This window comes from Devosia subaequoris (assembly GCF_014197055.1).
Lineage (GTDB): Bacteria > Pseudomonadota > Alphaproteobacteria > Rhizobiales > Devosiaceae > Devosia > Devosia subaequoris.
In genome coordinates this window covers 97,335-124,278 of the sequence record NZ_JACIEW010000007.1, presented here as the reverse complement: position 1 = coordinate 124,278, position 26,944 = coordinate 97,335, and the positions used below count along the sequence as shown (strand labels likewise).

The following is a 26,944-nucleotide window of genomic DNA, read 5'->3' as shown; positions in this document are numbered from 1 at the left end:
GGTTGACAGCTTCGAGTGCGTGTCGGAAACAGGCTGACCCCACGCGCAAAACGTCGATTCGACGGGAGAGTTGGAAGAAGTGATGGTCTGGGCAAAGCGGTTTGGTGTAATCGGTGCATGTGCAATGGCATTTCTGGCGGCGCCCACCCTGGCTCAGGGCACGGTACGCGCGGAATATGGCGACTGGCAGATGAGCTGCGACACGCCGCCGGGCGCCAGTTTTGAACAATGTGCCATCATTCAGAATGTGCTGGCCGAAGATCAGCCCAATGTGGGCCTCTCGGTCATCGTCCTGCGCACGGCAGATCGTGAAGCGCGGCTGCTACGCGTGTTGGCGCCGCTGGGCGTGCTGCTACCCAATGGCCTGGGCCTCAATGTCGATGGCACCGATATGGGGCGAGTTGCCTTCGTGCGCTGCCTGCCCAATGGCTGTATCGCGGAAGTCGAGCTTGATGATGAGATCATCAAGGTGCTCTCCGAGGGAAGCGATGCGATCTTCGTCGTCTTCAAGACCCCAGAGGAAGGCGTCGGCATTCCGGTTTCCCTAGACGGGTTCTCCGAGGGCTTTGAAGCCTTGCCCTGATCGCGGAGGCATTATTAAGTGAGTGAAGACGAGCGTTCAGCACAGCGGCATCGAACCCTTAAAAGCGGCAAGATCGTCTTCAATGACGGTCGGTCGACCTTTGACTGCGTGATCCGCAATCTCTCTGATACGGGCGCCAAACTGACCGTGACGAGCGCCTTTGGCGTACCACATCGCTTCGTCCTGGCCATGACCGATGGGCGAAGGCTCGATTGTGAACTGGCCTGGCACAGCGAAACCGAGATCGGCGTTCGGTTCATCTGAAAAAAACCGGGCACATGCCAATGCATGGCCCGGCAAGTCTTCAGGAAACGGGACCGGTGGGAAAACCGGCCCGGGAGATGGGACGCGCACAGGCAAAAGTGTTCATCCCAACGCAGGGTGCGACCGGCATGTCGGCCGCGAATTCTCTACCTCAGCCGCGGGCGTTGCGCGCCCTGGCTGCATTGAGGACCATGCCGGCGGTCCGGCCGTCCCGAGGTGTCATGGCATCGAGCACATCGGCGCGACTCACACCAAGGTCCTTGAGAAGCGCTGCATCGAGCGACAGCAATTCCCGGAGCGCCTTGCGGCGGGCACGGGCGGCCTTGGCCTGGGCGAACCAGGTGAACAGGCCACGTACAGGATTGACGTGCGAGCCGGCCACAACTGACCGCTCGCCGGGAAGCGAGAGAGCCATCTTTTTCTCCAATGGACAGGACTGGCCGCCGGAGGGAGGCCGGCGGGCGTCGACACGACGGTGTATCGATGGTCCCTAGATAAGGCTCTGGACTTCCATTCGTCCAACAAATAGATTTCATCCTCTCGATCAATTTGGGTGATGGAACGATGGCTGCCCCTCTTGACCTCGACCAGTTGCAGAGTTTCTGCGCGATTGCCGATTGCGGCAGCTTCACGGAAGCGGCGCGTCGGGTAAACAAAACCCAGTCAGCCGTGTCGATGCAGATCAAGCGCCTCGAAGAGCGGCTGGGCCAGACCCTGCTCACCCGTGACGGGCGCAGTGTCAGCCTCACCCATCACGGCGAGGTCCTTTATGAGCGGGCGCGCAAAATGCTGCGCACCAACGCTGAAATTCTCGACCACTTCAATGACAGCGACCTGGCCGGGTCGATTCGGTTCGGTGTACCGGATGATTATGCCGTGCGCCTGCTGCCGGTCATTCTCTCCAGTTTCCAGCGCACCCACCCGCGCATTGCGGTAGATGTGGCCTGCATGGCGTCCGAGCAATTGCTCGAAGGCATGAAAGCGGGGCGATACGATCTCATCGTCTTCACCCAGGGCACCGATCACAATTTCGGCGATCTGTTCCGCACCGAAAAGATGTTCTGGGTGTCCAGCCATGGCGGCCGCGCTTTGGCCAGCGAGCCGCTGGCCATCGCCTGCGGTCCCAATTGCTGCATCTGGCGCAAGGACGCCATGGAACAGCTCGACCGCAGCGGGATGGATTATCGCGTCGCTTACACCTCGTCCAACGCGACCGCTATTTCCTCAGCGGTTCTGTCGGACCTGGCCATCGGCTTTTTGCCCGAAAGCGCATTGCAGCCCGGCATGCGGGTGATCGGCGAAGAATATGGCCTGCCACGGCTGGCCGACGCGCAGATCGCCCTTACCCGCGCCAGCCATGCCTATGGCGGCATTTATGACGCGCTGGCCAATCACATCGTCCAGTCCATGGGTAATCTGGATGGCGTTGTCCAGGTGGAAGCCGCCGAGTAGCGGCTTGACCCATTCCCGGCTTTGTCGCACCAGAAGCATATGTCCCAGCTTCTGACCAACGCCGCCGAATTCACCGTTTCCGAAATCGCCCAGGCGGTCAAACGCACGGTCGAGGACGAATTCGGCCATGTGCGGGTGCGCGGTGAGATTTCCGGCTTTCGCGGGCAGCACTCCTCGGGCCATGCCTATTTCACCCTCAAGGACGATACCGCTTCCATCGACGCCGTGGTCTGGAAGGGCAATTATGCGCGCCTTGCCTTCAAGCCTGAGGAAGGGCTGGAGGTCATTGCGACCGGGCGGTTGACCACCTTTCCGCGCTCATCGAAATACCAGATCGTCATCGAAAACATCGAGCCGGCTGGCGCCGGCGCGCTAATGGCACTGCTTGAAGAGCGCCGCAAGAAGCTGCTCGCCGAGGGGCTGTTCGCCCGCGAGCGCAAGCGCCCCCTGCCTTATCTTCCCAGGGTCATAGGCGTCATCACATCTCCTACCGGCGCAGTGATCCGCGACATCCTGCATCGGCTTGACGATCGTTTCCCGAGCCATGTCCTGGTCTGGCCGGTACGCGTGCAGGGCGACACCTGCGCCCCCGAGGTGGTGAACGCGATCGAAGGCTTCAACGCGTTCTTGCCCGCAGGGCAGATACCACGGCCCGATCTGTTGATCGTGGCGCGCGGCGGCGGATCCATCGAGGATCTCTGGGGCTTCAACGAAGAAGCCGTAGTTCGCGCCGTGGCCGGCTCGGAGATCCCGGTCATCACGGCGGTTGGACACGAGACGGATACCACGCTCGTTGACTACGCCTCGGACATGCGCGCGCCCACACCCACCGCCGCCGCCGAAGCGTCGGTACCGGTGCGCGCGGAACTCATCGCTTATGTCGATGACCACGGCCTGCGCCAGCGGCAGGCCATGCGGCGGGAATTGGCCAGCCTCAAGGACCGGCTACGCGCCGCCGCGGCCGGGCTGCCACGCCCAGCCGATCTGGTCTCAACGCATCGGCAAAGCCTGGACCTCGCCAGCAGCCAGCTCTCGGGCGCTCTCCGACACTTCGTACAGGCCCGGCGCATCCGTTTCTCAAATCTTGCGAGCTCGGTTCAGCCGCGCTTGGTGCGCCAGCGGCATGCCGAACTGGGCGAGCGTCTCACCGTCCTGCAGCGCTATGGCGAAACCGGACTGAGCAAGACTGTGGAGCGGGCACGGTTGCGGCTGAACCCGTGCGCCCGCCAATTGCCCACGGCCACCGCCACCGCACTCGAGCGCAAGCAGACGGCCTTAGCGCGTCTGTTGCCTGGACTTTCCGACAAACCACTGCGTGCCGAATTGCGCCATGCTCAGGGACGGTTGTCTCCGCTCGTCGCCCGATTGGATGCCGCCGCGACGCAAACTGCACAGGCGCGCCGCGTGCAGTGGGAGCAATTGGGCAAGCTTTTGGAAACCCTGAGTTATCGAAATGTCTTGGCGCGCGGGTATGCACTGGTACAGGACGAGACCGGCGCTGTCGTCACCACTCGGGCGAACGCCCGCCCCGGAGAAGCGCTCAACCTGAGCTTTGCCGATGGCGAGGTTGGGGTTGTTGTGGCCGGGGCGCCCGTCATCCGTCGCAAACCCACCCGGCCCGGTCCGGACGATGGTTCACAGGAAAGCCTCTTTTGATGCGCATTTCGGTTCGGTATAGAAGCCTGACAGCCGAGGTATGAGACCATGAATATTTTCGACAAGGGGTTTGCGCCCGCAGAAGCGAGCTTGCGCTATCTCGATGGCGACTATGTCGTACTCAAGCCCGGCAGCTTCGTGCGCTGCGCCACCACCGGCAAGCCGATTCCGCTCGATGAATTGTTCTATTGGAGTGTGGACCGGCAGGAGCCCTATGTGGACGCTGTTGCGGCCAATACGGCCTTGGAACGCTTCGGCCGGGGCCATTAGGAGTGGTCGGGTCGGCGCCGCGTCAGCGCTTCTTGATCATCTCGAATGGACACGGCGAGGACTGGATCGCATCTGCGATTGCCAAGCATCTCACCGATAGATATCTGGTCGAAGCCTGGCCAGTGCTGGGGAGCGGCAATGCCTATGCCGGCATCTGCCCGGTCGTGGGGCCGCGGGCCCGGCTTGCATCGGGTGGTGCGCGAACGGCCAAGGGGTCATTGCGCCGCGACCTGACCAAGGGCGGGTTGGCCACCATTCCCCCGGCGCTGCGTTATATGCGCTCGATCCGCAATCGCTATGACCGCATTCTGGTGGTGGGTGACGCCATCGTGCCCTTGCTGGGCTGGATCACCGGCCATCGCGGCCTCTATTATGTGGACTGCTACAAGACCGGCGCGGCCCGGCTCTATTCGGGCCTGGAGAAGCATGTGATCGCCCGGACCTGCCGAAGGGTCTTCTGCCGGGCGGACAATCTGGCGGAACTGCTGCGTCAAGCGGGCGTTGACGCGACGGCGCCCGGCAATCTGATGATGGATACCATCCCTTTTGGTGACTACGACGCCCAGAGCCGCCGCAGCCAGCCGCTCGCGGTGACACTGCTGCCCGGCAGCCGGGGTGAAACACCAACGAATTTCGCCCGCCAGGTGGACGCGATGCGCCGCTTGCCGGCCGAGCAACGCCCTGATGCCTTTCTAGCCGTGGCCGGAGAAATACCAGTATCCGATCTGGCCGAAGCCAGTGGCCTGAGCCGAACCAATTTGCTCAGCGCCGAGGGCGACGATCTGGGCAGCCTCTCGGATGGCAAGATCACCGTGCATCTACTGCGCGGCCGGGCCATGGGCAATGCACTCGCCGTTTCGGACATTGTCCTATCGCAGGCAGGCACCGCAACGACGCAGGCGCTGGGCCTGGGCAAGCCGGCCATCTACATGACCAGCCCGAAAGACCGGCAGTCCCGGTTCGAAGACGAACAGCGCCTTTACGGCGAGGCGCGCATCGCCGTACCGGGGGATGCCGAGGCGGTTGCCAAGGCGCTCGGGAGGCTCATCAATTCCCCTGATGAACGGGAACGGCTCGGCACCATTGGGCGTCAGCGCATCGGCGGACCGGGTGCTATTGACGAGGTTCTGGCAGCACTTGATTCCTGACCTTCGCCCGATGGCTCAGCGCCATCAAGCCACTCAGCGCTACGGCGAATAAGGCGGTCTGCGGCAACACGCCGAACATGGCATTGGTCAGACCCAGCGTGGCATAGCCGACGATCAGCACCACAGCGGTGAGCCACAATCCCGGATAATCGCGCAGGCGCAAGCTCCTTAGGGCGGCTGCCGGCGAAAGCAACAGCAGGACATAGGCCAGAGTGCCCATGGCGCCCCCCAAGGCAGCGAAGTCCGCGATGTCGCTATGGAGGTTCTCAAGGGTATGGAGCGAGATCATATCCGGATAGAGTTCGCGCACCAGCGGCATCATTTGCCCATAGCCGATCCCTATAATGGGTGAGGATTGCAGCGCCTGCCAGCCCGCATCATAGAGAGCCGTGCGATATGGGTCGTTGGCGGTCATGAACCCCAGCAGGGCCGCGACCGGATCTTCTGCAGAAAAGGCCGCCGCCAGAGTGGATGGCACCGTCAACAGTCGCTGAACCAGCAAGCTATCCGCTGCCAGAACAACGAACAACACTCCGCCCACGACCGTAACTGCAATGGTCGCGAGTGCGAGGCGCCAGCTTTTGAAGCCGATCAGCAGGATTGGCAGGCTGACCACAGCCAGCGCCAGCCAGGCGAGTAGCGGCCCCCTCGAGCCGGACAGCACTACGCCCACCATGGCCAGTGCCGGCCCAGCAAGATAGATCACCCGCCAGCGCGCCGCGTTGGACACCATGCCGACAAGGGCCAGGAAGCCCAATATCGTGGTGATGCCGCCGAAGTGGATAGGATTATTGCCAACGCCGGCGCGTGCCGTGCCCGTGGACATCGCTTCCCATAGGCCCATGCCGACCGCGCTGCTCACGCCGAAGAGGCTCAAAAGCGGAAGGATGTGTGCGCCGAACCTGTCGAGGTCTGCCTGCCTCCGCTCCAGCAGCGCTGCGATGCCCGGCGCCGCCAGCATTGGCAGACACGCCGCCAACGGCAGCAAGTCCATGCTGGAGCGATAGACGAAGGGCAATGTCGCTGCCAACAACACCAATGCGGCATAGATCATCAAGGCCGACGGCGCCACGGGGGCCATGCTACGGGCGAATGCGGCAAGGCCGAGCCCGACCAATCCGCAGACGATGACCACATAGTCCGCAATAAAGGGCGCCGTACCCATGAAGCCGAGCCCGGCGACAAGGGCTAGTCCGCCAATGGCGGACCAGGGATCAAGCTTCAAGTTCAGGCCCCGGCTTTGTCGCTATCGGGGTCCAGCAGGCGGTGCAGATGCACGATGAAGTAGCGGGTCTGGGCGCTGTCGACAGTCTGCTGCGCCTTGGCGCGCCAGACTTTTTCGGCCGCGGCGTAGTTGGGATAGACGCCCACGATGTCGACTTGATCGAGATCGGCAAAGGTAATGCCGTCGGTGCTGGCGAGTTCGCCACCAATCACCAGGTGCAACAGTTGCTTTTCGGTCGTTTCAGCCATCGGTCAGTCCCGCGTTTGAGGCAATTGCTTTTCGGCAGTTTCGGCGCCGTCATGGGCTTGGGGGCAACCATACACCTTGATCAGCGCAGCATGCACGAGGGGTTTTAGGCTGATGTCGCCCAGGGCCGCAAGCGCCCCGTGACGCACATCTCGTTTGTTCAATTGTGGGAACCCGATGCAGACATCGGCGAAGTCGAGACCGCATTCGCTCAAGATGACCGCCGCTCCGGCAATATCCCAATCCTGCGAGCCGCGTCGGGCAACCGCCGCATCGAGCCTGCCGGTGGCCACTTGCACCAGCCGATAGGCCAGCGAGGGAAAAGCGGGCCCGCGTGCATAGTCGAGACCGGCGGCCTGTAATTCCTGGTGTACGGCACCGGGTGCGGGGATCAGCGGCGGCGTCCCGGCTCGGCGGGTTCGGGTCAAGGGTTTACCATTGAGCCGTGCGCCTCCGCCCTTATTGGCCTCATAGAGCTCGTCGCGCGCCGGCGCATAGATCACGCCGGCAACCGGAACTCCGTTCTCCACTACCGCCAGTGAGACAGTCCAGTAATCCTCGCCGCGCAGGAAGGCACGGGTGCCGTCAATAGGATCGACGACAAACACCCGGTCGCAGTCCAGGCGGGACGGATTATCAACGGTCTCTTCGCTCAGCCAGCCGTAATCGGGCCGAGCCTGGAGCAGGTTCGCCGCGAGGAACCGATCAACCACGATGTCGGCTTCGCTGACCGGCGAGGCATTATCCTTGGTCCAGGACTTGATATCGCGCCTGAAATAACTCGAGGCGATGATGCCCGCTGCCACCGCCGTTGAGCGGAGCAGTTCGAGATCATCTTCATAAGGTGGAGCGAAAGCCGGCATTGTGCGGGCCTTTTAGGCTTGGCGGCGCTTTTCCACAAGGGCGCGTCGTCCAGTGGCAAATGTGGCAGGGTAAACAGGAGCGCAAGAGGCTGGGTTAACCGGGTCTGACTAGGTGCAATACCCTGCTAACCCTCCGGGAAAACAACATAAATTTAACCCAACGGATTAAGGCCGTGGGTAAGGGGCTGCGCTAGATTGGCCCTACAAACGGAGCACAAAAACAAGCTCTCGAAGTTACAGGAAGGCATCAAAAATGGTTCATGGCGTTGCGATGGAAGGCACATCAGTGGTTCTGGCCTTTGGCCGCCCGGCCGTAGCCGAGCGCCGCTTCATGGCGGCCAACGACAACGGTCCCAAGGACCCGGTCAAAACCGTTACCGTTCGCAAGATGCTCGAGCAGAGCGGCGTGGCGATCAAAATCAAGGTGCCCGTCACCGAGTTCATCGGCGTGGCTGTAGCCACCGCCATCTCCGAAGACGGTATGCTGACCAGCTCGATCGAACTGGTCCATTCCGACGCCGAGTTGAACTACAAGGTGTTCGAAGAAGAGGGCAATCACAACGTCGTGGCCGAATGGCAGAACTGGGGCAAGAAGCTCCGCCTGCCGCTGTTCATCAAGGCCGGAGATGGCGCCTACATGCCCTATAGCCAGCAGGTCGATGGCGTCATGCTGGGCGATACGACCCCGCGCCGCAAGCTTGCCGCCGATGCCTCGCGCCGGCCCCGTTTTCTCAATCGCCGCAAGCCCGGCCAGGCTGACGCGCGCTAAGTCTATTGCTCTCCAAAGCAAGCCGAAAAGGGTCGACCGGTGGTGCGGTCGGCCCTTTCGGCTTTTTTAATGGCAGTTACCAGACCCATTCGGCCAGCAGCGCCAAGGTCAGCGCCATGCCCACATAATGGTTGTTGTAAAAGCGGTTGAACGGGTTGCGCTCGACATCCTTGTCCAGCGTCCAGAGCTGCCAGGCCAGCAGCCCCGCGGCCACCAGTGAGAGTGCCGCAAAGATCACCCCGCCACCCGCCATCAGCGAAGCGACGTTCCAGAGCAGGAAGGCGCCGGCATAAAGCACCGCCACGGCCGGGCGCACATTATCGCCGAATAGACGCGCGGTGGATTTGACGCCGACCAGCGCATCATCCTCGATATCCTGAAGCGCATAGATGGTGTCATAGCCGATGACCCAGAGAATGGTGCCAGCATAAAGCACCACTGGCGCCCAGCTCAGCCCCCCGGTCTGGCTCGACCAACCCACCAGCGCCCCATAGGAAAAGGCGAGACCGAGGAAAAGCTGCGGCCACCACGTGATCCGTTTCATGAAGGGGTAAATCGCCACCAGCACCAGCGAAGCAATGGCCGCGTAAACCGTGAAGCGGTTGAACTGAAACAGGATCGCCGAGGCCAGCAGCGCCTGAGCCACCAGAAAATAAAATGCCTCGCGGGACGAGACCTGGCCCGAAGGTATCGGGCGAGACCGCGTGCGCGCAACCTTCATATCGATATCGCGATCGACAATGTCGTTAAAGGTACACCCCGCCCCGCGCATCAGAATGGCGCCAAGAAACATCAGAATAGCCGCCCACCAGCCGAACCCGAGGGCCGGTTGAAAAAGCGCAGCGAGGCCAATGCCCCAGGCGCAGGGCCAGAACAACAGGTAAAATCCGATAGGCCGGTCCCACCGAGCCAGCCGCCCATAGGGCTTCATTGATTCTGGCGCATGGCGATCGAGCCAGTTGTCCTTTTGCGCGTCGGCAACGGTGCCGGTGGAATTGGGGGTATTCATGCGTCCACCTATTGGTGTCATTTTACCCCTCATAACCCCTGTCTCTTGGTGGAGCCACCCCTCACCCGACTCGACCTTCGACCGATCAACCCTCTGCCCGACGGGGAGACGAAGTGGACCGAGTTCGCTTTTATCCTTCTCCCCAATCAGGGCGAAGGTGGCCCGGAGGCCGGATGAGGGGGTTGCTGGTCCGCCCACAACAACTATGTTGGGCGGCGGAATTAACCAGCGACCATTCATGCCCCGCAGTCACGCCAGTCTCCCGCGCCTTTTCGTCGAAGCCGATCTGGTTGCCGGGACGCAACTGACCCTCAGCAAAGATCAGTCGCTCTACCTAGCTGCGGTCCTCCGCAGAACGGTGGGCGACGCGGTCGTACTGTTCAATGGCCGGGACGGCGCCTGGCTTTGCAAGCTCACCAGCGATTCGAAAAAATCAGTCGCGCTGGAAATCGTCGAGCAGATCGTCCCACAAACCCCGCCATCCGACCTCTGGTACGGTTTTGCCCCGCTCAAAAGCGAGCGGCTGGATTACATGGTCCAGAAGGCGGTCGAGTTGGGCGTCGGCACTATTCAGCCGGTGATGACCCAATTCACCCAACTTCATCGCCTCAAGCCAGAGCGCCTTTCTGCCAATGCCGTCGAGGCGGCCGAGCAATGTGAAGTCCTCAACGTGCCGCAGATTGCGCCTGCCATTGATCTCGATGTCCTGCTCGATGGCTGGGTTGAAACTCACGGCGACCGCAAACTGGTGTTTGCCGATGAAGGCGAGGCCTCCTCCTCACCGGTGTCCGCGTTGGAACAGCTACGCGGGCAACGCATTGGACTAATCATAGGACCTGAGGGTGGATTTTCAGATGCAGAGCGAGAAAAATTGCGCGCCCTGACTTTCGTTGTTCCCATCAGCCTTGGGCCCAGAATCCTGCGCGCCGACACGGCGGCCGTGGCCGGATTGGCAGTCATACAGGCGATCATCGGTGATTGGCGATAAAAGGCGATTGCTTTCCGTCTTGCTCTCGCTATGTTCGCGCCCCAGTTTAGACCCTCGAACATGAGGACCATATGGCCGGTGCCGACACCCCCTCGCCCCTGATTTCTTCACGGGCAGATCTTATCGAGGCGATGGAACGCGGCGCCAAGCCGGCGGATCAATGGCGCGTCGGCACCGAACACGAAAAACACGTGTTCCACACCAATCCGCTGCGCCCGGTCGCCTATGAGGGCGAACAGGGTATTCGAGCGCTTTTGGAAGGCATCGAGAAGGAGACTGGTTGGCATCCGTTCTACGACGGGGACCTTCCCATCGGCCTGCGCAATGACGAGATCGCAGGCGGCATCTCGCTCGAACCGGGTGGGCAGTTCGAGCTCTCCGGCTCGCCTATGGCCGACCTGCATGGCACGGCCGCCGAATTGAGCGAGCACATGCGCGTGACCAAAAAAGTCGCCGAGCCCCTCGACATTCACTTTCTCGGGCTAGGTGTCACTCCGATTTGGGCGGTGGACGAGATCGCCTCCATGCCCAAGTCGCGCTATGCGATCATGACCAAATATATGGGTGAGACCGGCACGCTGGGCACCTCGATGATGTATCGCTCGGCCACGGTGCAGACCAATCTCGACTTCTCCGGCGAAGCCGACATGGTCAAGAAGCTGCGCGTCTCGCTGGCGCTGCAGCCGGTTGCCACCGCACTGTTCGCCAATTCACCATTCGCGGGCGGTCGCGACACCGGCTATCTCAGCTTCCGCAGCGAAATCTGGCGCAATACTGACGATGAGCGCACCGGCATGCTGCCCTTCGTGTTCGAGCCCGGATTCGGGTTTGAACGCTATGCCGACTACGCGCTCGACGTGCCGATGTATTTCGTCATCCGCGACAAGAAGTACATCAATGTTGCCGGCGAGAGCTTCCGCGACTTTTTCGATGGCCGCTTGCCGCAGCTTCCCGGCGAAAAGCCGACCATCAAGGATTGGGAGGATCACCTTTCGACCATCTTCCCCGAAGTGCGCCTCAAGCAGTTCCTGGAGATGCGTGGCGCCGATATGGGCGACGAGGCCCATGTGGTGGCGCTTTCCGCCTTCTGGACGGGCCTGCTCTATGACGACATCTCTTTGGAAGGCGCCTGGGAATTGGTGCGCAACTGGAGCGATGACGACCGTGAGCATCTGCGCCGCGAAGTGCCAAGGCTCGGGCTCGACACGCCGTTTGATCGATCGTCATTGTTCGATGTCGCCGCCCAGGCCGTCGGTATTGCCGAGGCGGGTCTGGTGCGACGCAACCGCCTCAACGCCAAAGGCCAGGACGAAACCATCTATCTGGCTCCGCTCGAAGAAACCGTGCGCAGCGGCAAGGTCCCGGCCCAGCGCTGGCTCGACAAGTTCCATGGCGAATGGAAGGGCGATCTGACGCGGATCTTCAAGGAAGCCGAGCTTTAGGCGCTAGAGGCCAAGACTGCCTCCTGCACTGATATGCCCCTGACCAACGCGGCTGCACCATCCGGGTAGAGGTGCCGTCCGCCCAACCACAGAACCCCTTGCCCTAGCCCGTACTTTCCTGCATCACGCCCGCAAACGGCACGGAGGCGAGACATGCGCGTAATGGTCATTGGTTCGGGTGGGCGCGAACATGCCCTGGCCTGGAAGATCGCGCAGTCGCCTATGGTCGATACCCTGTTTGTCGCGCCGGGCAATGGCGGGACCGAAGGGCTGGCCACCAACCTCAACATCGACATTACCGATCATCCCGCCGTCATTGCCGCAGCGCAGGAACATGCTATTGATTTTGTCGTCGTTGGCCCGGATGCGCAGGTCGTCGCTGGATTGGGCGACGATATCCGAGCGGCAGGCATAACCTGCTTCTGCCCTTCCAAGGAGGCCGGCCAACTCGAAGGCTCGAAGAGCTTCACCAAGGCGCTGTGCGACCAATTCGACATCCCCACCGCCGCCTATGGTCGGTTCGAAGACGAGGCGTCGGCTCTAGCCTATCTCTATACGCAAGGGGCGCCCATTGTAATCAAGGCCGACGGCCTGGCCGCAGGCAAGGGCGTCACCGTGGCGATGAGCGTCGAGGAGGCGGAGGCCGCCATTGTCGATTGCTTTGCCGGGGCCTTTGGCGAATCTGGCGCGTCGGTGGTCATCGAGGAATTCATGGAGGGCGAGGAAGTCAGCCTCTTCGTGTTGACCGACGGCACCGCAATCCTGCCTCTTACTACCGCGCAGGACCATAAGCGCGCCTTTGACGGCGACACGGGCCCCAATACCGGCGGCATGGGCGCCTATTCCCCGGCTCCGGTGATGAGCCGCGAAATCTACGACGAGACAATGGCCCGCATCGTTGAGCCTACTGTGCGCGGCATGGCCCAGCGCGGCACGCCCTATGCGGGCGTCCTTTATGCCGGGCTGATGCTGACCGAGGACGGTCCCAAGCTGGTGGAATACAATGCGCGCTTCGGCGATCCGGAGTGCCAGGTGATGATGATGCGTATGGAAAGCGACATCGTGCCCCTGCTTTACGCCGTCGCCACCGGTAGTCTGGCGGGCCATGATGTCGCCTGGAAGGACGAGTTTGCGCTGACAGTCATCATAGCCGCCGAAGGCTATCCCGGCGGTTATGGCAAGGGCAGCGAGATCAAGGGGGTCGACGGCCTCGACAATAATGCGCTGACGGTCTTCCACGCCGGAACGAAGCGTGATGGCACCCGTTTACTAGCCAATGGTGGGCGCGTGCTGAATGTCACCGCGCTCGGGGCATCGGTTAAAGAGGCACGAGCAAGTGCTTACAGAGGCGTGGACGCAATTGATTGGCCAGAAGGCTTCTGCCGGCGCGACATCGGCTGGCGGGAAATCGCCCGAGAAGGCTGAACCATTCTTCAATCTTAAAACGCTAAGCTTGCTGCGAACCGTCTTTGACGCGGCCCCGCAGCAACGCCCGCTGACGCCCCTGCAACAGCGCGGCATGGCGCTGGTGGAACGGCTGCGCATGAAGGGTGCGGAGCGTGGCAGGATGAACACGAGCAGCGAACCAAAAATTGGCGTAGCCCTGGGCGGCGGCTCGGCTCGTGGCCTCACCCATATCCCCTATATCGAGGCGATGGACGAACTCGGCCTCAGACCCACGGTTATATCCGGCACCTCGATCGGTGCGCTGATTGGCGCGGGCTGGGCCTCGGGAATGACTGGCCGTGAATTGCGCGAACATTCCTTCGAGGTGCTGGGCACCTTGCGCACGATCGCCAGCCGCCTCTGGGCCACGCAGATCCGCGGGCTTGGCGGCATGCTCAAGAATGGCATCTCCATGCAGATCGAAGCCACCAGCGTGGTGGACGCCTTCTGTCCGGACAATTTTCCGCTCGAGTTCAAGGACCTCAAGGTGCCGCTCTATGTCGTGGCGACCGATTTTCAATCCTGGCACCAGGTGGTGTTCAATTCAGGCCTGCTGCGCCCCGCCATCGCCGGTTCGCTGGCAATTCCGAGTTTCTTCAAGCCCGTCGTCTATAACAACCACTTGCTGGTCGATGGGGGCGTGGTCAATCCGCTGCCCCTCGATCAGGCCGATATCGGCACCGACTTCCTGATCGGCATCGATGTGGCAGGCGATCCCTCCGCTAACATCACAAAGACCGATCACAAGGCCCTCGACATCTGGTTCGGCTCGGCGCAGATCATGATGCATTCGTTGACGGCACACATGATGGCGGCCTATCCACCCGACATCTATATCCGCCCCCGCGTTGCCCATATCGGAGCGATGGAATTCTGGCGCGTCCGGGAGATCATCGCCCACGCCGATGCGGAAAAAGACCGCTTCAAGCGCATGCTGGAGCACAAGATCGAGGCCTACATCCAGGACCGGATCGAGCCGATCGATAGTAATCCCAGGGACTGACGCTATTCGGCGACCTGCACCACCACGCTGCCCCGCTTATGCCCTGTATCGGCATGGGCATGGGCGGCAGGCAAATCGGTGAAGGCGTAGACCTTGTCGATATGGGGCCGGTATTGCCCTCGCGCGGCCAGGCGGCCGAGTTCGATAACATCCTCGCGCCGTTCATCGGCTGGCCCGACGATCATCCGTTTCCCGTCCGGCCCCTTGCGCAGGCTACCGAGCATTTCCTTCATCGCCCCCGAAATGGCAAGATAGCGCCCGTTCGGCTTGAGCAGCCTTTGCGCCGTAGCGAAGTCCATTGCCCCGACAGTGTCGGCGACGACATCGAAGCGCTCGCCGAGCCGGGCTACATCGGTGTGGCGGTAGTCGATCACCCTACCGGCCCCAAATGCCGCGACGAGGTCGAGATTCCCCGCGCTGGTGGTGGCAGTAATCTGCGCCCCCGCCAGCTTGCCCAATTGCACCATGGCCGAGCCCACCGCGCCCGCCCCACCGAGCACCAGCATGGATTGCCCTTCCCGCACCCCGGCGCGGCGCAAATAGCTCAGCGCCGTAGTGCCTCCAAAACACAGCGCAGCGGCGGTCTGCATGCTGACGCCCTCTGGCAGATGAGCTAGCGGTCCGGCTTCTTTGAACATGACATACTCAGCATGCGCGCCCATCTTGCCGCCAGGAAAAGCATAAACCGCTTCGCCGGGCGAATATTGTCTCACCCCCTGCCCTATTGCCTCGACAACACCTGAGAGCTCCGTTCCCAATATCGGCTGGCGCGGCCGGCTCCAGCCAAGCGCCAGTCGGCCAAGGGTCTTCATGCCGGGTGGAAAGTCACAGGCGCGAATGCGTCGGTCTGCCGAATTGACCGTGGACGCATGTACTTTCACCAGGATTTCTCCGGGCTTGGGGACCGGCTTGTCGACCTCTTCGAGTCGCAGCACGTCAGGGCCACCATAATGGCGGGCGAACCAGGCTTTCATATTGGACTCCTTGGGACCGCTACCGGTCCTGCTTCCCGCCGGCCTTCCACTGGAAGACCGCACCAATCTCGACGCCGAAGACCTCGGCTATGCGGAAGGCGGCTTCGAGCGAAGGCGAATACTTGTTCTGCTCAATGGCTGCGACAGTCTGTCGGGTCATGCCGATGGCGTCGGCCAGTTGCTGCTGCGTCATTTCGTTGTTGTCAAAGCGCAGCCGCCGGATCGTGTTGGTGATGGGGGGAGGCGCCGGCATCAGGCATACATCCGGTACTGGATGATAATGATGATCTCGCGCACCACTGCCGCAAAGGCGGTGACGAAAAGGATCAGATTGACCAGCATGATCGCCGTAGCCCCCACGGGATCGGGGGTGAAATCAGCGCGGGCAATGTCGGTAATCCACTTGCTTGCCAGGACAGTGGCGACCAGCAGGATTTCGAGCAGCGCCAGCCCATAGCGGTTGGAGATCGCCTCGATCCTCACTTCCATCTCATCGGCCGGGGGGTCGAAGTCCTGCCCTCCAAGGCGCGCCGCGATCATCGCCGCCGGCAACATGATGACGACTGCTATGCCAAGGCACCAAAGGAACCGCCAGAACAGAGCGTCCCCGTCCAGTTGCCGCGCAGAGAATTCGGCCCAGGCGCTCCAGAAATACCAGCCAAAAATCATCACAGACGTGATCACCGCGATCCACGCTACTTTTTCCCGCATCGACATCCGCGGCCTCCGTGCCAAACATTCTTTTCTCTATATCGATTATTTCGAACCTTCTGTCAATTATAATATACATCAGGTTTGAAATTTCACACACTCGCGATGAACGATGATCGCCTCCAAATAAACTACTTGCTTAATTATCTTATTATTTAAATACTTCGCTCATGGAAGACGTAGAAGCACTCGATGCCGTGTTCGCGGCCCTGGCCAATCCTACGCGGCGCGCCATCCTTTCGCGGCTCGCCGAGGGCGAGGCGACTGTGAACACCTTGGCGGAACCGTTTAAGATGAGCCTGCCTGCCATCTCGAAACACCTGAGGGTACTTGAACAGGCAGAGCTGATTACCCGTGGCAAGGACGCACAATTTCGCCCCTGCAGGCTGAATGCTGAGCGGCTGAAGGATGTGGTCCACTGGACCGAACAATATCGCCACATCTGGGATGCGAGGTTTGATGCCCTGGATAGAGCAATCGAAGATTTTAAGGGAGACCACGAATGACCGAGACGCCGGACTGGGTGAAGATCACGCGTGAAATCGATGCTCCGATCGAATTGGTCTGGGAGATGTGGACCGACCCGGAACAGTTCAAGAAATGGTATGGCCCCAAGGGGATGACCGTGCCGACCGCCCAGATGGATGTGGTGGTGGGTGGCACACGGAAAATCTGCATGGAAATGCGCTCACCGGACCGCACCATGACGATGTGGTTTACCGGCGTTTACAAGGAAGTCGGCAAGCCCACCCGCCTGGTCTATACCGAGAGCCTGTGTGACGCCGATGGCGTGCTGATCGCGCCTCAGGCCATGGGCATGCCTGAGGGACACCCGGACATCACCGAAGTCATCGTCGAACTTGCCGAAGCCGGCGATAAGACGGTGATGACTATGACACATGTGGGCGTGCCGGAAGGCACAGCGGGCGGCGGCGGCTGGTCCCAGGCCTTCGACAAACTCGCAGAGTTGCTGGCCGGGGCCTAGTCCCGGAGGCTTCTGAAAAACGCGGTGAGCATCGCTTCAGCGCGGCCGGCCGACAGCCCGCCGATCACCTCGGGGCGATGGTGGCAGGTGGGCTGGTCGAACAGGCGAATGCCGTTTTCGACCGCCCCGGCCTTGATATCCTCGGCGGCGAAATAGATCCGGCGTAGCCGTGTATGCGCGATGGCCCCGGCGCACATGGCGCAGGGCTCAAGCGTCACATAGAGGTCGCAGCCATCCAGCCGGCCGGTGCCGCGTGCCGCCAGCGCAGTTCTGATGGCCAGCATCTCGGCATGGGCGGTCGGATCGGCCAGCGCCCGCATGCGATTGCGCTCGGCAGCCAGCACGGTCTGGCCCTCGACGATGACCGCACCCACGGGGGCTTCGCCCTGGGCAGCGGCATCTTCGGCAAGGGCCAGGGCCAGTTCCATGGGCGAAGGCGCGCTCGACATCTGTTTCGTCCTCAGTTTCCCCGGCGACGGCCCGCCGCCAGCGTTGCGATGCCAATCCCGCCCAGAATGATCGCCGAGCTGATCAGCAGCCGCGCGTCGAGCGCTTCGCCGATGAACAGCACAGCGCCAAATGCCGACAAAGCGGGCACCGAAAGCTGCACGATGGCTGCCCGCGTTCGGGTCAGGACCGGAAGCACCGCATACCATATTGCATAGCCCAGGCCAGAGGCGATCGCCCCCGAAGCTATGGCATAAGCAAGCCCATCCCATCGCGGCGCGCCATTCCAGATGCCGATCACCAGCAGCAGTATCGCCACCGGCGCGCAGCGCAGAAAATTGCCCGCCGTATCGTCCAGCGGCCGCTCCGATCCTCGCCCAAGCAGGGAATAGGCGGCCCAGCACAGGCCAGCCAACACCATGAGCAGGGAACCCAGTGGGTCTGGCGCGGTGAGACCGGGCGAAACGAGATAGGCAAATGCACCAAGGGCCAGGAGCAGGCCAAGCCATTCGAGCAGGCCAGGCCGGTCACCCACGGCAATGGCGCGCGCCACCATGCCGATCTGCACGCTGGCGAACAGGATCAAGGCGCCGGTCGCTGCGCCCAGCCATCCATAGGCCAACGAGAACCCCAGCGCATAGCCAAGCAAAGCCCCCGCCTGCAGCCAATGTCCAGCAAGGGTCAAGCCTGCCCCGCTTTTCCGCGTGCGCCACCAGACCAGCAAAAACAGGATGACGGCACCGGCCAGAATGCGCATGCCGGTATAGCTCAGCGCATCCATGGCACCATCGGCCAAAGCGAGCCGGGCCAGCACCGAATTGGCGGCAAAGGCAATCATCGCCAGCGCTGTAAGCATGACTATGCGCATCCGTCACCCCCGGTCCCACAATAAGCGTCAGCTGGTGGCCAGTCTTGCAGATTTGCTGCGGTGCGCATGCTCAGAACGGCGCGTATCTATCGGGATCAATGGCCGCCTTCAGCGCCTCCAGCTCGCGCTCGGTCCAACCCTCGGGCTGCGTTACCGCCACCCAGGCGTCAATATAGTCCGCGGGCGCGTAGACATGGCCATGCCCCACCGGCGGGGTTTGCGCCAGTGCCGCATCGAGGGCCAGTTGCAGGAAGGTGATCACCGGATACCAGTTGAGCGCGGGGGACACATCGGGGCCGCGTGGTGCGTTGAACCAGTCCGGGCGCTGCCAGTCGGCATCGAAAGAAAAGAATACGATCGGGTCACTGGCATATTGCAGGAAAACAATGCGCATTGGCCCCCAGGCCAGGCCCTCCCACCCCTTCGCGCCCGTCTGGTTCATGAAACGCACCGCCGAGGAATTGCCGAAACGGGGCAGCCAGGCGGGCGATCCCGGCAGCCGGCTCTCGGTCATGCGCGACCAGATCGGGCTGGAAAAGGGCGGACCGGCCCAAAGCGCTCCATCGAATGGGTCGGCCAGAACATCATAGACGGTCGTGGAATTCTGCGAGGCCAGCGCCCCCAGGCTCAATCCATGCAAATAGAGGCGCGGCCGGTCATCGCGCGGCAATTGCGTCCAATAGTCATAGACCGTGTTGAACAGCGCCTGGGCGGTTTCGGTGCCCAGTTCGGGCTCGATAAAGAGCGAAAGCACGCTGGTGAGATAGGAGTATTGCACCGCCACGCTCGCCACATCGCCCCCATGGAGATATTCGAGCGTGTCGATGGCCGCCGGGTCGACCCAGCCGGTGCCCACCGGCATCGCCAGCACCAGCACCGAGCGTTCGAAAGCGCCAATACGCACCAGTTCGGCCAGGGCGAGCTGGGCGCGTTCCATCACCGTCGGCGCCGACCGCAGGCCGACATAGGTCCGCAGCGGCTGCAGCGCCGGCTTGCCGGTCATGGCCTCGATCTCGGCGGCGTCAGGACCGGATTTTACATAAACGCGGGAGTCCCGTCCGATTGTCTCCCATTCGATCAAGGATTCGGCGCTGCCGGTCTGGAACCATTGCGCCGGCGCCTCGGCCTCTGTCTGCACCAGCGCGTCGAGCCGTTCATAAAAATTGTCGGCCGCCCGCAGCGCCGCGCGCAGGAAGAGATTGTTGACCAGGATGCTGATCAGCAGCGCCACCAGCGTTGTTGCCACCACAAAGGCAGCCCGGCGCGGCATATGCGGCAGCAACCAGTGCCAGATCAGCCGGATCACGGTCACCAGCAGCTTGCCCAAAATCAGAATGGTTGCGGCAATCGGTATGGCAAAGGTCGCTATCTGAAGGGGCTGGTTTTCCTCCACCGGCGGCATGTTCATCACCGCGCGCACCGAGTTCTGCCATGTATTGGAATACCACAGCGCCACCAGCACCAGCCCCAAGCAGACCAGTCCGACCAGGAGCCCCAGCGCGCGCGTCACGCGCCCCGGCGGGACCTTGAGGCCGAGGTAACCCCAGAACCAGTGCGCCAGATTGCCGAAGCCATAGCCGATGGCAAAACAGCATCCCGAAAGTATGCCCTGCACCGTCTCCGTGCGTGGCAAAAGGGAGGGCGTGAGCGAGAGCGCAAAGAAGATCGAACCAACCAAGAGGCCCGGTGGCGAGAGATGATAGGCCACCGCATCCCAAAGGGCATTTGCCCTTTGGACCCAATCCTTTGGCGGGCGGGATTCAGCACTGGACATGGCGACTAAGTGAACTCGGAAGACTGACGAGGTCAATGTTGCTGAGGGCTTGTCAGGCGGTGGTCTCAGACTGACTTGTGGCGGGGAGTGGGCTGGCGTCGGGAGCTTCGACCAGATGAACACCGCCGCCCTACCAACGCAGGTCCGCGTGCGACAAACCTCGAAAGGGTGGATAAGTGTTACCGCGTGACCCGAACAACGCTCAAGCGATCTGCGATTGCCTCAAATGCTTCACTCAGCTCCGCAGAATTTCTAGCGGTGAAGTAGTGATCGGAAGAGCTGGCACAAGACAGGAGCATTCGAGCGGAGTCTGGTAAAAGATCTCCGAAGGTGACAGAGAATACTTCGATTGCATTCTCCTTGGCGTATGAGCAGATGGCATTTGTCTCCCGGTCCGTCTGAGCCTTTTGAGTATTTGCAGTCTCTGTATTGCTGCTGAAATTAACATGTCTGCCGTCGGACGAATAGTATCGAAGGGTATTGTCACCATCGGTCATGAGAACGATGGCCTTGCGCGGCTTCGCGTTACCTGGATCATATGCCTCTCCCTCGGAGAACGGATCAGTGGGCGACAATACATTGACCCCCCAAACCATGCCGGCGGGAATATACGTCTGGGGCCGATAGGAGCCGACATTGACCTCCATGCCTTCAATTGCCGATCTCAGCGCTTGCTCGTCAGAGGTGAGAGGCACGATCTGTGTCATGCATTGTCGACTTGTACTGGATATGCCGACGTAGGGAGTTTGCGGTTCAAGGTCCGAGAGCCTTAGGGTCCCGGGGGTACGAGATAACACACAGCCATGCCAAGTCCTCGTAGTTGTACCGCCACCCCAGCAAACTTCGTATGGCGGCACCTCATAGGTGTTACAGTTGTAAGGAGTGCAGTCGTAGGTTTCCGTTACGCCATCTACAGTTCTAGTACAGGTTCTTGACTCTCCCCGCGTACAACTACTGCGCGTTGTACGCGTCTCGCAGGTACGGGGTGAGGTCGACGAGGTGTCTGCAGGGACATTCAACCAGGGCTGGTTGCGATTGTGGAGGCCGACATTGACGTATTCCGCGTAGGGAACGAGGCCGACGCGCACATTTTCTACAGCACCTTGGAAAAGGAGCGTCAGCAAGTTGTTCGCCGCGCTCTTCAGTGATTGGATCTTGCTGATACCGTTGCCGTCTCCAGACGACATCGACCACGTGTTGTCCAGAACGAGCGCCACTTCTAGAAAACCATCTGCGGCTCGCACTGCCTGCGAGACTACATTTATCTGCAACGAATCCACGCCCACCAACGTGACAAAGTAGGTGGGGATAGAGCCAGAAATCCTGACCTTTACTTCTTGGGTAGTTCTGTCAAATGTGGCCGATCCAAGTTCAACTCCCGGCCACTGCTGGACACGAGGTGCAACCACCTTGCTGGCGATATCATGCACCTCTCGGTCTGAACCGGCTTTCGAGCTGGCCGCCGCAAGTGCCGCAGCATCAGCTGCCCCCTGCGCAGAGGTGCTGGCAGACAACCACATGGTGTAATCCACCATCGCCCCCGCCAAGGCAATGACTGGAATGGCCATGATCGCGAAGACGACTGCAAATACTCCCCGCTGGTCTCGCCAGAACCTTTTGAAGATCCGCACTGTCATGCCCCGACCTGTTAGATGGAGCAAGTTAACAGTCAAAGGTAAATTATAAGCGCATAAATTAAGCGATCCGCTCCGTCTGCGCGTCGAAAGACATTTATTTTGACGGATAGTCGGCGCGTATCGTTGCGCCATTGGCCGCTACCGCGCAGCGGACTCCGCAGCGTGATAGCGCCACTCAATTGTTCCCAAGGTTCAACGTCCAATTACATTCCCCGCGAGGTCGGGTTTTAGTCCCGATTTGGGGTCTTTACCCGCCGCCCATAAAATAATCCCCCCCCTCAACCTCCCTTATCCTCTTCCCATCACTCCCGCGGCGGACGGACTGCAGCGAACTTTTGCGGGGGGAGCCGGTTGGGTGCTGGGTCGCTCCAGCACCTGCTTGCCGGCCGGGCGCCTTGCGACGAGCGATCAAAAGGGACCACGGCACGCAGGAGAAACCCGGTATCCCGAGGCGGCGACGTCTCTATTTATCTAGTTTTACTGAGACGCACGCGCCTCGGGATACGTCCAGTTTCAACGGAAGCCGCAAGGGCCTGCCGGGGCTTCAGCGCGCCCGTTAGTGCGAGAGGGTAAAATTCGATGCGCCATGCCACCATGCCAGAGGGCGGCGAAATGGCATGGGCACAACGTGCCGGGCGGGTCGGAAAGCGCCGGGCCCCGCCCTATATTGGGGGCAAGGAGATTCGCCCTTGCCCATCCGCCAGCTGCCTGAAGACCTGATCAATCGCATTGCCGCCGGCGAGGTGGTCGAGCGGCCATCGAGCGTGGTCAAGGAACTGGTGGAAAATTCCATCGATGCGGGGGCCCGGCGCATCACCATCACCACCGCCAATGGCGGCATGGACCTGATCCGCATTGCCGATGATGGACACGGCATGGACCGGGATGATCTGCTGCTTTCGGTGGAACGTCACGCCACCTCCAAGCTCGGTGCCGATGATCTCGACGATATCCGCACCCTGGGCTTTCGCGGCGAGGCGCTGGCCTCCATCGGCTCGGTCGCCCGCCTTTCGGTCGCCTCGCGCACTGCCGAGGCGGAATCGGGTCTCGTGCTGGTGGTCGACAATGGCCGGCGCAGCGGCCCCATGCCGCAGGCGATGAACCGGGGCACAGTCATCGAGGTCAAGGATCTCTTCGCCCAGATCCCGGCGCGGCGGAAATTCCTCAAGAGCGCCCGCTCGGAAACCGCCGCCATCACCGATGTGATCAAGCGCCTGGCGATGGCCAATCCGGCGGTGCATTTCGTGCTCGAAGGCTCGGACCGGACGGCCTCGAACTGGCCCGCAGTCACCGGGGAAGGTGCGCTCGGAGGTCGGCTGGGCCAGGTGATGGGCGCCGATTTCGTCGAGAACGCGGTTACCCTCGCCACCGCCCGGCATGGTATCGTGGTGGCCGGCATGGCAGGTCTGCCCACCTATACGCGGGCCAATTCCCTGTCACAGTTCTATTTCGTCAATGGCCGCTCGGTACGCGACAAGGTGCTGGTCGGCGCCGTTCGGGCCGCCTTTGCCGACTACGTGTTCCGCGACCGCTTCCCAGTGGTGGCACTCTATCTCGCCATCGACCCGGCCGAAGTAGACGTCAATGTGCATCCCGCCAAGGCGGAGCTCAGGTTTCGCGATCAGGGCGCGGTGCGCGGCGCTGTCATCAAGGCAATTGGCACGGCCCTCGCCAGCGCCGGCTTCAAGGCCTCGACCAGCGTTGCTGAAGATATTCTGGGGGCCTTCAGCGCGCCGGAAATGGCCGAGCCATCGGCCCCTGCCCCGGTCGCTCCGGAATCATCCGCTTACCAGCCGCAGCGCTTCGACTGGCAGCCCGACCGGGCCCCGCTCAATTTCGACCGGCAATCTGGCCAGCTTGCCGGCTTCACCGCACCCAGTGCCCGCGTGGAGGCTTTCGAACCTGCCGCCGAACCGGTCGACCATCCCCTGGGCACGGCGCGGGCACAGATGTTCGACAACTACATCATCGCCCAGAACGGTGACGGCCTGCTTCTGGTCGATCAGCACGCGGCCCATGAACGACTGGTCTATGAACGCTTCAAGGCCCAGCTCGCCTCCGGCCCCGTCGCCAGCCAGGCGCAATTGATCCCGGTCATCGTCGAATTGCCCGAGGAGGATTGTGCCCGCCTCGAGGAAGCGGCCCCCGAACTGGAAAAGTTCGGGCTCTATCTCGACCGCTTCGGCCCCCGCGCCATTGCCGTGCGCGAGACCCCGGCACTGCTCGGCAATCCCGATATTTCCGGCCTTGTCCGCGATCTGGCCGACGGATTGGCCGAATGGGACAGCACCGCCGCCCTCACCGCGCGAATGGAGGCTATTATCGGCCGCATGGCCTGTCACGGTTCGGTCCGCTCCGGTCGGCGCCTGCGGGTCGACGAGATGAACGCCCTGCTCCGCGACATGGAAGCAACGCCCCATTCGGGCCAGTGCATCCATGGGCGCCCCACTTATGTGGAACTGAAAAAGGGCGATATCGAACGCCTGTTCGGGAGGAGCCGGTGACCAGCGGCATCCACCATGTGACCCTGATCACCGCCGACGTGCAGGCCAATGTCGACTTTTATATCGGCTTTCTCGGCCTCCGGCTGGTCAAGCAGACCGGCGGCTATGAGGATGCGCGCCAGCTGCATCTCTTCTACGGCGATTTCGCCGCCAGTCCGGGCTCACTGCTGACCTTTCTGGTCTGGCAGGGCGGCTCGGCCGGACAGGCCGGCGCCGGCCAGGTCAGCGAAATCGCGCTTGCCATCCCACAAGGCTCAATCGGCTATTGGCTGGAGCGGGCCTTGACGCATCAGGTCAAGGTCGAGGGCACGGGGCAGGAATTCGGCGAAACGGTGCTGCGACTGCGAGACCCCGATGGATTCTTGATCAAGCTGGTCAGCGCCGACGTCGCTGCGCTGGAGATGCCGGAGGGCGATATTCCAATCGTGTACCGGATCAAGCGCATTCGCGGGGTGACCCTGCTTTCGGACGTGCAGGAGGAAAGTGTCGATTATCTTGGCCGCTATTTCGGCTTTGCAAAGGGCGCAAGCGAAGGTCCGATCCAGCGCATGGTATCCGATATCGGCGATGTGATCGATATCCGCGATGCAGCCGGCTTTTGGCCAGGTGCACCGGGCGCGGGAACCGCAGATCACGTCGCGGTGCGCGCTGCTGATGCTGCCGAGGTCGAGGCGGTCGAAGCCGAGTTGCGCAAGCGCAATTCAAGCCTCACTACGCTGCATGATCGCAACTACTTTACCTCGCTCTATGTGCGCGAACCGGGCAATGTGCTGATCGAGATGGCCAGCGATGGGCCCGGCTTCACGCTGGACGAAGCCATCGAGACGCTTGGCCAGACGCTGTTCCTGCCGCCGGACACGCCGGATCCCGAAGCGATGAAGGTAATGCTGCCCCAATTCGGCCTGCCGGAGGAAGAGCGCGTTGCTTATCGCGATCTTATCTACAAGCATCGCTTCTTCACTCCAGGCCGACCGGACGGGTCAACTCTGGTTTTGCTGCACGGTACGGGCGGAGACGAGACCGACCTGATGCCGCTGGCGCATAATGCGGCACCCAACGCCACGCTGTTGGGGTTGCGCGGGCGCAGCACCGAGGACGGGACGCGCCGCTGGTTCCGAGCCCTGGGGCCCGCGATCTTCGACCAGAAGGACGTCCGGTTCGAATCCGGCGCGCTGGACGCGTTTTTCGAAGAAGCCCACGGCTCTTACCAACTAGATCCGGAGCGACTGGTTGCTTTGGGCTATTCCAATGGCGCGAACCTGCTCGGGGCGTCCATGCTGCTGCATCCGGGGATGGTCCAGCGGGCAATCCTGCTGCGGCCGGTCATGGTGCTGGATGAGATGCCGGAGACCAATTTGTCCGGGACGAAAGTCCTGATCATCCTGGGCGAAAAAGACGCCTTTCGCCCGGCAGGCGAAAGGCTGGCGGAGGCGCTGGCAAAATCCGGCGCCCTGGTGACCACCCGTATTCTTTCCGGTGGTCATAAACTCGGGCCACATGACCCACCGGCCATCACCGAATGGCTCGATCACGCCGCCTTTGGTCCGACATAGCGCGACTGCGGACGGATCAGCCGACCGGTCTCGATCTGCTCACGGGAGTGGGCGACCCAGCCGCCGATCCGACCGGCGGCAAACACGCCGGTAAAGGCATCGCGCGGGAAACCGAGCGCTTCGAGCAGAAGCGCGGTGAAGAATTCCACATTGGTTTCCAGCGCACGATCCGGCTTGGCTGCCCGCAATGCTGTCAGCGCCGCGCTCTCGACGGATTCGGCCAGCGCAAGGCGATGGGCATCCATACCACCGGAAGCACCGAGCCGGTTGAGCGCGGATTTGAGCGCATCTGCCCTGGGGTCACGCACCCGGTAGATGCGGTGCCCGAAGCCCATGAGCCGCTCTCCTTTGCCCAGCTCAGCGGCAACCCAGCCCGCCGCCTGTTCCGGCGCACCAACCGCGTCGAGCATATCGAGCACTGGTCCTGGTGCCCCGCCATGCAGCGGTCCCTTGAGCGCCCCCAATGCCGCCAGCACTGCCGAGGCATAGCCTGCCCGGGTCGAGGCAACGACACGGGCGGTGAAGGTCGAGGCATTGAGCCCGTGATCGGACACGGTCACGAGGTAGGTGTCGAGGGCCCGGATCTGCTCATCGCCCGGCTGGTTCCCCGTCAGCATGGCCAGCATGTCTGCAGCATGGCCACGACCGGCATGGGGCGGTATCGGCTGCTGTCCCGCCTTGGCTCGGATCAGAGCAGGGACAAAGACGGCCGGTGCAGCAATCTGTAACAGAGCCACGGACTTATCCTCCCCGTCTGGAAGCCTTGCCATAAGGGCACGGAGCGCTTCAGTGACCGATAGGGAGACCAGATCGGTATCGAGACTTGCCACCTCCTGAAAGGCTCGCAGCCTTGCTTGCGCCAATTCCGCGCGCAGTGTCTCTTCGCAGACAGACAGCACATCGGGCAGCAGCAGCGTCAGCACCGCTTCGTAGGATTGCTGTCCCGCCAGTGCATCCAGACTGTGACCGCAGATCACCAGGCGCCCATTGCGCCCATCGACTTCGGATAATCGGGTTTCGGCGGCAATGACATCATCGAGGCCGGACATGTTGCATCTCCTTGCTTTTTTGCCCTACATCAGGCCAATCAAGATTGACGTCAATCTTGATGCAGTTGATCAATGTGA

Annotated in this window: 28 protein-coding genes; 15 read left to right on the top strand and 13 right to left on the bottom strand. The window is 61.8% G+C overall.

Features of this window, described 5'->3' with window-relative positions; genetic code table 11:
• Window positions 1-82 precede the first annotated feature (82 nt).
• A complete protein-coding gene (locus GGR20_RS14265; RefSeq protein ID WP_183312049.1) occupies window positions 83-583 on the top strand; it encodes an invasion associated locus B family protein in 501 nt (166 codons plus the stop codon).
• A gap of 18 nt (window positions 584-601) precedes the next feature.
• Window positions 602-847: a PilZ domain-containing protein gene (locus GGR20_RS14260; RefSeq protein WP_183312048.1), complete on the top strand. Its 246-nt coding sequence runs from the start codon at window positions 602-604 to the stop codon at window positions 845-847.
• Window positions 848-998: 151 nt separating this feature from the next.
• Here GGR20_RS14260 and GGR20_RS14255 read toward each other — a convergent pair whose 3' ends face one another.
• On the bottom strand, window positions 999-1,262 hold the full coding sequence (locus GGR20_RS14255; RefSeq protein WP_183312047.1) for a YjiS-like domain-containing protein: 264 nt from the start codon (window positions 1,260-1,262) through the stop codon (window positions 999-1,001).
• Window positions 1,263-1,411: 149 nt separating this feature from the next.
• Here GGR20_RS14255 and GGR20_RS14250 point away from each other — a divergent pair, with 149 nt between their 5' ends.
• From GGR20_RS14250 to GGR20_RS14235, 4 genes are read left to right on the top strand one after another with little or no spacing between them, the layout of a single operon-like run.
• Window positions 1,412-2,299, top strand: a complete 888-nt coding sequence (locus GGR20_RS14250) for a LysR family transcriptional regulator (protein WP_183312046.1) — start codon at window positions 1,412-1,414, stop codon at window positions 2,297-2,299.
• Between the two features lie 39 nt (window positions 2,300-2,338).
• Window positions 2,339-3,955 carry an exodeoxyribonuclease VII large subunit gene (gene xseA / locus GGR20_RS14245; protein ID WP_183312045.1) on the top strand — a complete coding sequence of 539 codons (1,617 nt, stop codon included), beginning with the start codon at window positions 2,339-2,341 and terminating at the stop codon, window positions 3,953-3,955.
• A 48-nt stretch (window positions 3,956-4,003) separates the two neighbouring features.
• On the top strand, window positions 4,004-4,225 hold the full coding sequence (locus GGR20_RS14240) for a DUF2093 domain-containing protein (protein ID WP_183312044.1): 222 nt from the start codon (window positions 4,004-4,006) through the stop codon (window positions 4,223-4,225).
• Between the two features lie 32 nt (window positions 4,226-4,257).
• Window positions 4,258-5,373, top strand: coding sequence for a glycosyltransferase family protein (locus GGR20_RS14235; protein WP_183312043.1), 1,116 nt, complete (start codon window positions 4,258-4,260; stop codon window positions 5,371-5,373).
• Here the strand turns inward: GGR20_RS14235 and GGR20_RS14230 are convergent.
• From GGR20_RS14230 to GGR20_RS14220, 3 genes are read right to left on the bottom strand one after another with little or no spacing between them, the layout of a single operon-like run.
• The gene (locus tag GGR20_RS14230; RefSeq protein WP_183312042.1) at window positions 5,339-6,598 is read right to left on the bottom strand and encodes an O-antigen ligase family protein; all 1,260 of its coding nucleotides are present in this window, start codon (window positions 6,596-6,598) and stop codon (window positions 5,339-5,341) included. The genes GGR20_RS14235 and GGR20_RS14230 overlap by 35 nt on opposite strands.
• A gap of 2 nt (window positions 6,599-6,600) precedes the next feature.
• Window positions 6,601-6,846, bottom strand: a complete 246-nt coding sequence (locus tag GGR20_RS14225; protein WP_183312041.1) for a DUF4170 domain-containing protein — start codon at window positions 6,844-6,846, stop codon at window positions 6,601-6,603.
• 3 nt (window positions 6,847-6,849) lie between these two features.
• Window positions 6,850-7,707, bottom strand: a complete 858-nt coding sequence (locus tag GGR20_RS14220; RefSeq protein WP_183312040.1) for a 3'(2'),5'-bisphosphate nucleotidase CysQ — start codon at window positions 7,705-7,707, stop codon at window positions 6,850-6,852.
• 253 nt (window positions 7,708-7,960) lie between these two features.
• Between GGR20_RS14220 and GGR20_RS14215 the strand changes: the two genes are divergently transcribed.
• Window positions 7,961-8,476: a DUF6101 family protein gene (locus GGR20_RS14215; protein ID WP_183312039.1), complete on the top strand. Its 516-nt coding sequence runs from the start codon at window positions 7,961-7,963 to the stop codon at window positions 8,474-8,476.
• A 76-nt stretch (window positions 8,477-8,552) separates the two neighbouring features.
• Here GGR20_RS14215 and ubiA read toward each other — a convergent pair whose 3' ends face one another.
• A complete protein-coding gene (ubiA, locus tag GGR20_RS14210; RefSeq protein ID WP_210283191.1) occupies window positions 8,553-9,485 on the bottom strand; it encodes a 4-hydroxybenzoate octaprenyltransferase in 933 nt (310 codons plus the stop codon).
• Window positions 9,486-9,723: 238 nt separating this feature from the next.
• Between ubiA and GGR20_RS14205 the strand changes: the two genes are divergently transcribed.
• The 4 genes from GGR20_RS14205 to GGR20_RS14190 all read left to right on the top strand — a co-directional run bounded on the left by GGR20_RS14205 (window position 9,724) and on the right by GGR20_RS14190 (window position 14,364).
• Window positions 9,724-10,473, top strand: a complete 750-nt coding sequence (locus GGR20_RS14205) for a 16S rRNA (uracil(1498)-N(3))-methyltransferase (RefSeq protein ID WP_183312036.1) — start codon at window positions 9,724-9,726, stop codon at window positions 10,471-10,473.
• Between the two features lie 71 nt (window positions 10,474-10,544).
• Window positions 10,545-11,915, top strand: a complete 1,371-nt coding sequence (locus tag GGR20_RS14200) for a glutamate--cysteine ligase (RefSeq protein WP_183312035.1) — start codon at window positions 10,545-10,547, stop codon at window positions 11,913-11,915.
• Between the two features lie 153 nt (window positions 11,916-12,068).
• On the top strand, window positions 12,069-13,340 hold the full coding sequence (gene purD / locus GGR20_RS14195; RefSeq protein ID WP_183312033.1) for a phosphoribosylamine--glycine ligase: 1,272 nt from the start codon (window positions 12,069-12,071) through the stop codon (window positions 13,338-13,340).
• Entirely contained in the window at window positions 13,252-14,364 is a 1,113-nt protein-coding gene (locus GGR20_RS14190) for a patatin-like phospholipase family protein (protein WP_338084932.1), read from the top strand. The genes purD and GGR20_RS14190 overlap by 89 nt, the downstream gene beginning before the upstream one ends.
• Before the next feature lie 2 nt (window positions 14,365-14,366).
• On the opposite strand, the gene GGR20_RS14185 is transcribed toward GGR20_RS14190, so the two are convergent.
• The 3 genes from GGR20_RS14185 to GGR20_RS14175 are packed head-to-tail and all read right to left on the bottom strand — an operon-like array spanning window position 14,367 to window position 16,049.
• Window positions 14,367-15,338, bottom strand: a complete 972-nt coding sequence (locus GGR20_RS14185; RefSeq protein ID WP_183312030.1) for an NAD(P)-dependent alcohol dehydrogenase — start codon at window positions 15,336-15,338, stop codon at window positions 14,367-14,369.
• 19 nt (window positions 15,339-15,357) lie between these two features.
• Window positions 15,358-15,591, bottom strand: coding sequence for a helix-turn-helix transcriptional regulator (locus tag GGR20_RS14180; RefSeq protein ID WP_183312029.1), 234 nt, complete (start codon window positions 15,589-15,591; stop codon window positions 15,358-15,360).
• Window positions 15,591-16,049 (bottom strand): hypothetical protein, encoded by a 459-nt coding sequence (locus GGR20_RS14175; RefSeq protein WP_183312028.1) that lies wholly within the window; start codon window positions 16,047-16,049, stop codon window positions 15,591-15,593. The genes GGR20_RS14180 and GGR20_RS14175 overlap by 1 nt, the downstream gene beginning before the upstream one ends.
• 170 nt (window positions 16,050-16,219) lie before the next feature.
• On the opposite strand from GGR20_RS14175, the gene GGR20_RS14170 reads away from it, so the two are divergent.
• Together GGR20_RS14170 and GGR20_RS14165 are read left to right on the top strand one after the other, a co-directional pair.
• On the top strand, window positions 16,220-16,555 hold the full coding sequence (locus GGR20_RS14170) for an ArsR/SmtB family transcription factor (protein ID WP_183312027.1): 336 nt from the start codon (window positions 16,220-16,222) through the stop codon (window positions 16,553-16,555).
• Complete coding sequence (locus GGR20_RS14165) at window positions 16,552-17,034, top strand: SRPBCC family protein (RefSeq protein WP_183312026.1); 483 nt, start codon at window positions 16,552-16,554, stop codon at window positions 17,032-17,034. The genes GGR20_RS14170 and GGR20_RS14165 overlap by 4 nt, the downstream gene beginning before the upstream one ends.
• Here the strand turns inward: GGR20_RS14165 and GGR20_RS14160 are convergent.
• The 4 genes from GGR20_RS14160 to GGR20_RS14145 form a co-directional block, all read right to left on the bottom strand.
• Window positions 17,031-17,483: a nucleoside deaminase gene (locus GGR20_RS14160; RefSeq protein ID WP_210283190.1), complete on the bottom strand. Its 453-nt coding sequence runs from the start codon at window positions 17,481-17,483 to the stop codon at window positions 17,031-17,033. The genes GGR20_RS14165 and GGR20_RS14160 overlap by 4 nt on opposite strands.
• Window positions 17,484-17,494: 11 nt before the next feature.
• A complete protein-coding gene (locus GGR20_RS14155) occupies window positions 17,495-18,337 on the bottom strand; it encodes a DMT family transporter (protein ID WP_246349616.1) in 843 nt (280 codons plus the stop codon).
• A gap of 82 nt (window positions 18,338-18,419) precedes the next feature.
• Window positions 18,420-20,057, bottom strand: coding sequence for an alpha/beta hydrolase (locus GGR20_RS14150; protein WP_338084931.1), 1,638 nt, complete (start codon window positions 20,055-20,057; stop codon window positions 18,420-18,422).
• Between the two features lie 245 nt (window positions 20,058-20,302).
• On the bottom strand, window positions 20,303-21,760 hold the full coding sequence (locus GGR20_RS14145) for a TadE/TadG family type IV pilus assembly protein (RefSeq protein WP_183312023.1): 1,458 nt from the start codon (window positions 21,758-21,760) through the stop codon (window positions 20,303-20,305).
• 689 nt (window positions 21,761-22,449) lie between these two features.
• Between GGR20_RS14145 and mutL the strand changes: the two genes are divergently transcribed.
• Together mutL and GGR20_RS14135 are read left to right on the top strand one after the other, a co-directional pair.
• A complete protein-coding gene (mutL, locus tag GGR20_RS14140; RefSeq protein WP_183312022.1) occupies window positions 22,450-24,264 on the top strand; it encodes a DNA mismatch repair endonuclease MutL in 1,815 nt (604 codons plus the stop codon).
• Window positions 24,261-25,817: a VOC family protein gene (locus GGR20_RS14135; protein WP_183312021.1), complete on the top strand. Its 1,557-nt coding sequence runs from the start codon at window positions 24,261-24,263 to the stop codon at window positions 25,815-25,817. The genes mutL and GGR20_RS14135 overlap by 4 nt, the downstream gene beginning before the upstream one ends.
• On the opposite strand, the gene GGR20_RS14130 is transcribed toward GGR20_RS14135, so the two are convergent.
• On the bottom strand, window positions 25,793-26,866 hold the full coding sequence (locus GGR20_RS14130) for a citrate synthase/methylcitrate synthase (RefSeq protein ID WP_183312019.1): 1,074 nt from the start codon (window positions 26,864-26,866) through the stop codon (window positions 25,793-25,795). The two genes, GGR20_RS14135 and GGR20_RS14130, sit on opposite strands and share 25 nt — an antisense overlap.
• Window positions 26,867-26,944 lie beyond the last annotated feature (78 nt).

Excerpts from the sequence above, each read along its gene's own strand:
- GGR20_RS14200 (WP_183312035.1), top strand. The coding sequence starts at position 10,545 with ATGGCCGGTGCCGACACCCCCTCGCCCCTGATTTCTTCACGGGCAGAT.
- GGR20_RS14160 (WP_210283190.1), bottom strand. The coding sequence starts at position 17,483 with ATGTCGAGCGCGCCTTCGCCCATGGAACTGGCCCTGGCCCTTGCCGAA.
- GGR20_RS14250 (WP_183312046.1), top strand. The coding sequence starts at position 1,412 with ATGGCTGCCCCTCTTGACCTCGACCAGTTGCAGAGTTTCTGCGCGATT.
- GGR20_RS14180 (WP_183312029.1), bottom strand. The coding sequence starts at position 15,591 with ATGCCGGCGCCTCCCCCCATCACCAACACGATCCGGCGGCTGCGCTTT.
- GGR20_RS14225 (WP_183312041.1), bottom strand. The coding sequence starts at position 6,846 with ATGGCTGAAACGACCGAAAAGCAACTGTTGCACCTGGTGATTGGTGGC.
- GGR20_RS14165 (WP_183312026.1), top strand. The coding sequence starts at position 16,552 with ATGACCGAGACGCCGGACTGGGTGAAGATCACGCGTGAAATCGATGCT.
- GGR20_RS14170 (WP_183312027.1), top strand. The coding sequence starts at position 16,220 with ATGGAAGACGTAGAAGCACTCGATGCCGTGTTCGCGGCCCTGGCCAAT.
- GGR20_RS14155 (WP_246349616.1), bottom strand. The coding sequence starts at position 18,337 with ATGCTTACAGCGCTGGCGATGATTGCCTTTGCCGCCAATTCGGTGCTG.
- GGR20_RS14145 (WP_183312023.1), bottom strand. The coding sequence starts at position 21,760 with ATGACAGTGCGGATCTTCAAAAGGTTCTGGCGAGACCAGCGGGGAGTA.
- purD (WP_183312033.1), top strand. The coding sequence starts at position 12,069 with ATGCGCGTAATGGTCATTGGTTCGGGTGGGCGCGAACATGCCCTGGCC.
- GGR20_RS14220 (WP_183312040.1), bottom strand. The coding sequence starts at position 7,707 with ATGCCGGCTTTCGCTCCACCTTATGAAGATGATCTCGAACTGCTCCGC.
- GGR20_RS14215 (WP_183312039.1), top strand. The coding sequence starts at position 7,961 with ATGGTTCATGGCGTTGCGATGGAAGGCACATCAGTGGTTCTGGCCTTT.
- GGR20_RS14175 (WP_183312028.1), bottom strand. The coding sequence starts at position 16,049 with ATGCGGGAAAAAGTAGCGTGGATCGCGGTGATCACGTCTGTGATGATT.
- GGR20_RS14130 (WP_183312019.1), bottom strand. The coding sequence starts at position 26,866 with ATGTCCGGCCTCGATGATGTCATTGCCGCCGAAACCCGATTATCCGAA.
- GGR20_RS14240 (WP_183312044.1), top strand. The coding sequence starts at position 4,004 with ATGAATATTTTCGACAAGGGGTTTGCGCCCGCAGAAGCGAGCTTGCGC.
- GGR20_RS14265 (WP_183312049.1), top strand. The coding sequence starts at position 83 with ATGGTCTGGGCAAAGCGGTTTGGTGTAATCGGTGCATGTGCAATGGCA.
- GGR20_RS14255 (WP_183312047.1), bottom strand. The coding sequence starts at position 1,262 with ATGGCTCTCTCGCTTCCCGGCGAGCGGTCAGTTGTGGCCGGCTCGCAC.
- GGR20_RS14205 (WP_183312036.1), top strand. The coding sequence starts at position 9,724 with ATGCCCCGCAGTCACGCCAGTCTCCCGCGCCTTTTCGTCGAAGCCGAT.
- xseA (WP_183312045.1), top strand. The coding sequence starts at position 2,339 with ATGTCCCAGCTTCTGACCAACGCCGCCGAATTCACCGTTTCCGAAATC.
- ubiA (WP_210283191.1), bottom strand. The coding sequence starts at position 9,485 with ATGAATACCCCCAATTCCACCGGCACCGTTGCCGACGCGCAAAAGGAC.
- GGR20_RS14185 (WP_183312030.1), bottom strand. The coding sequence starts at position 15,338 with ATGAAAGCCTGGTTCGCCCGCCATTATGGTGGCCCTGACGTGCTGCGA.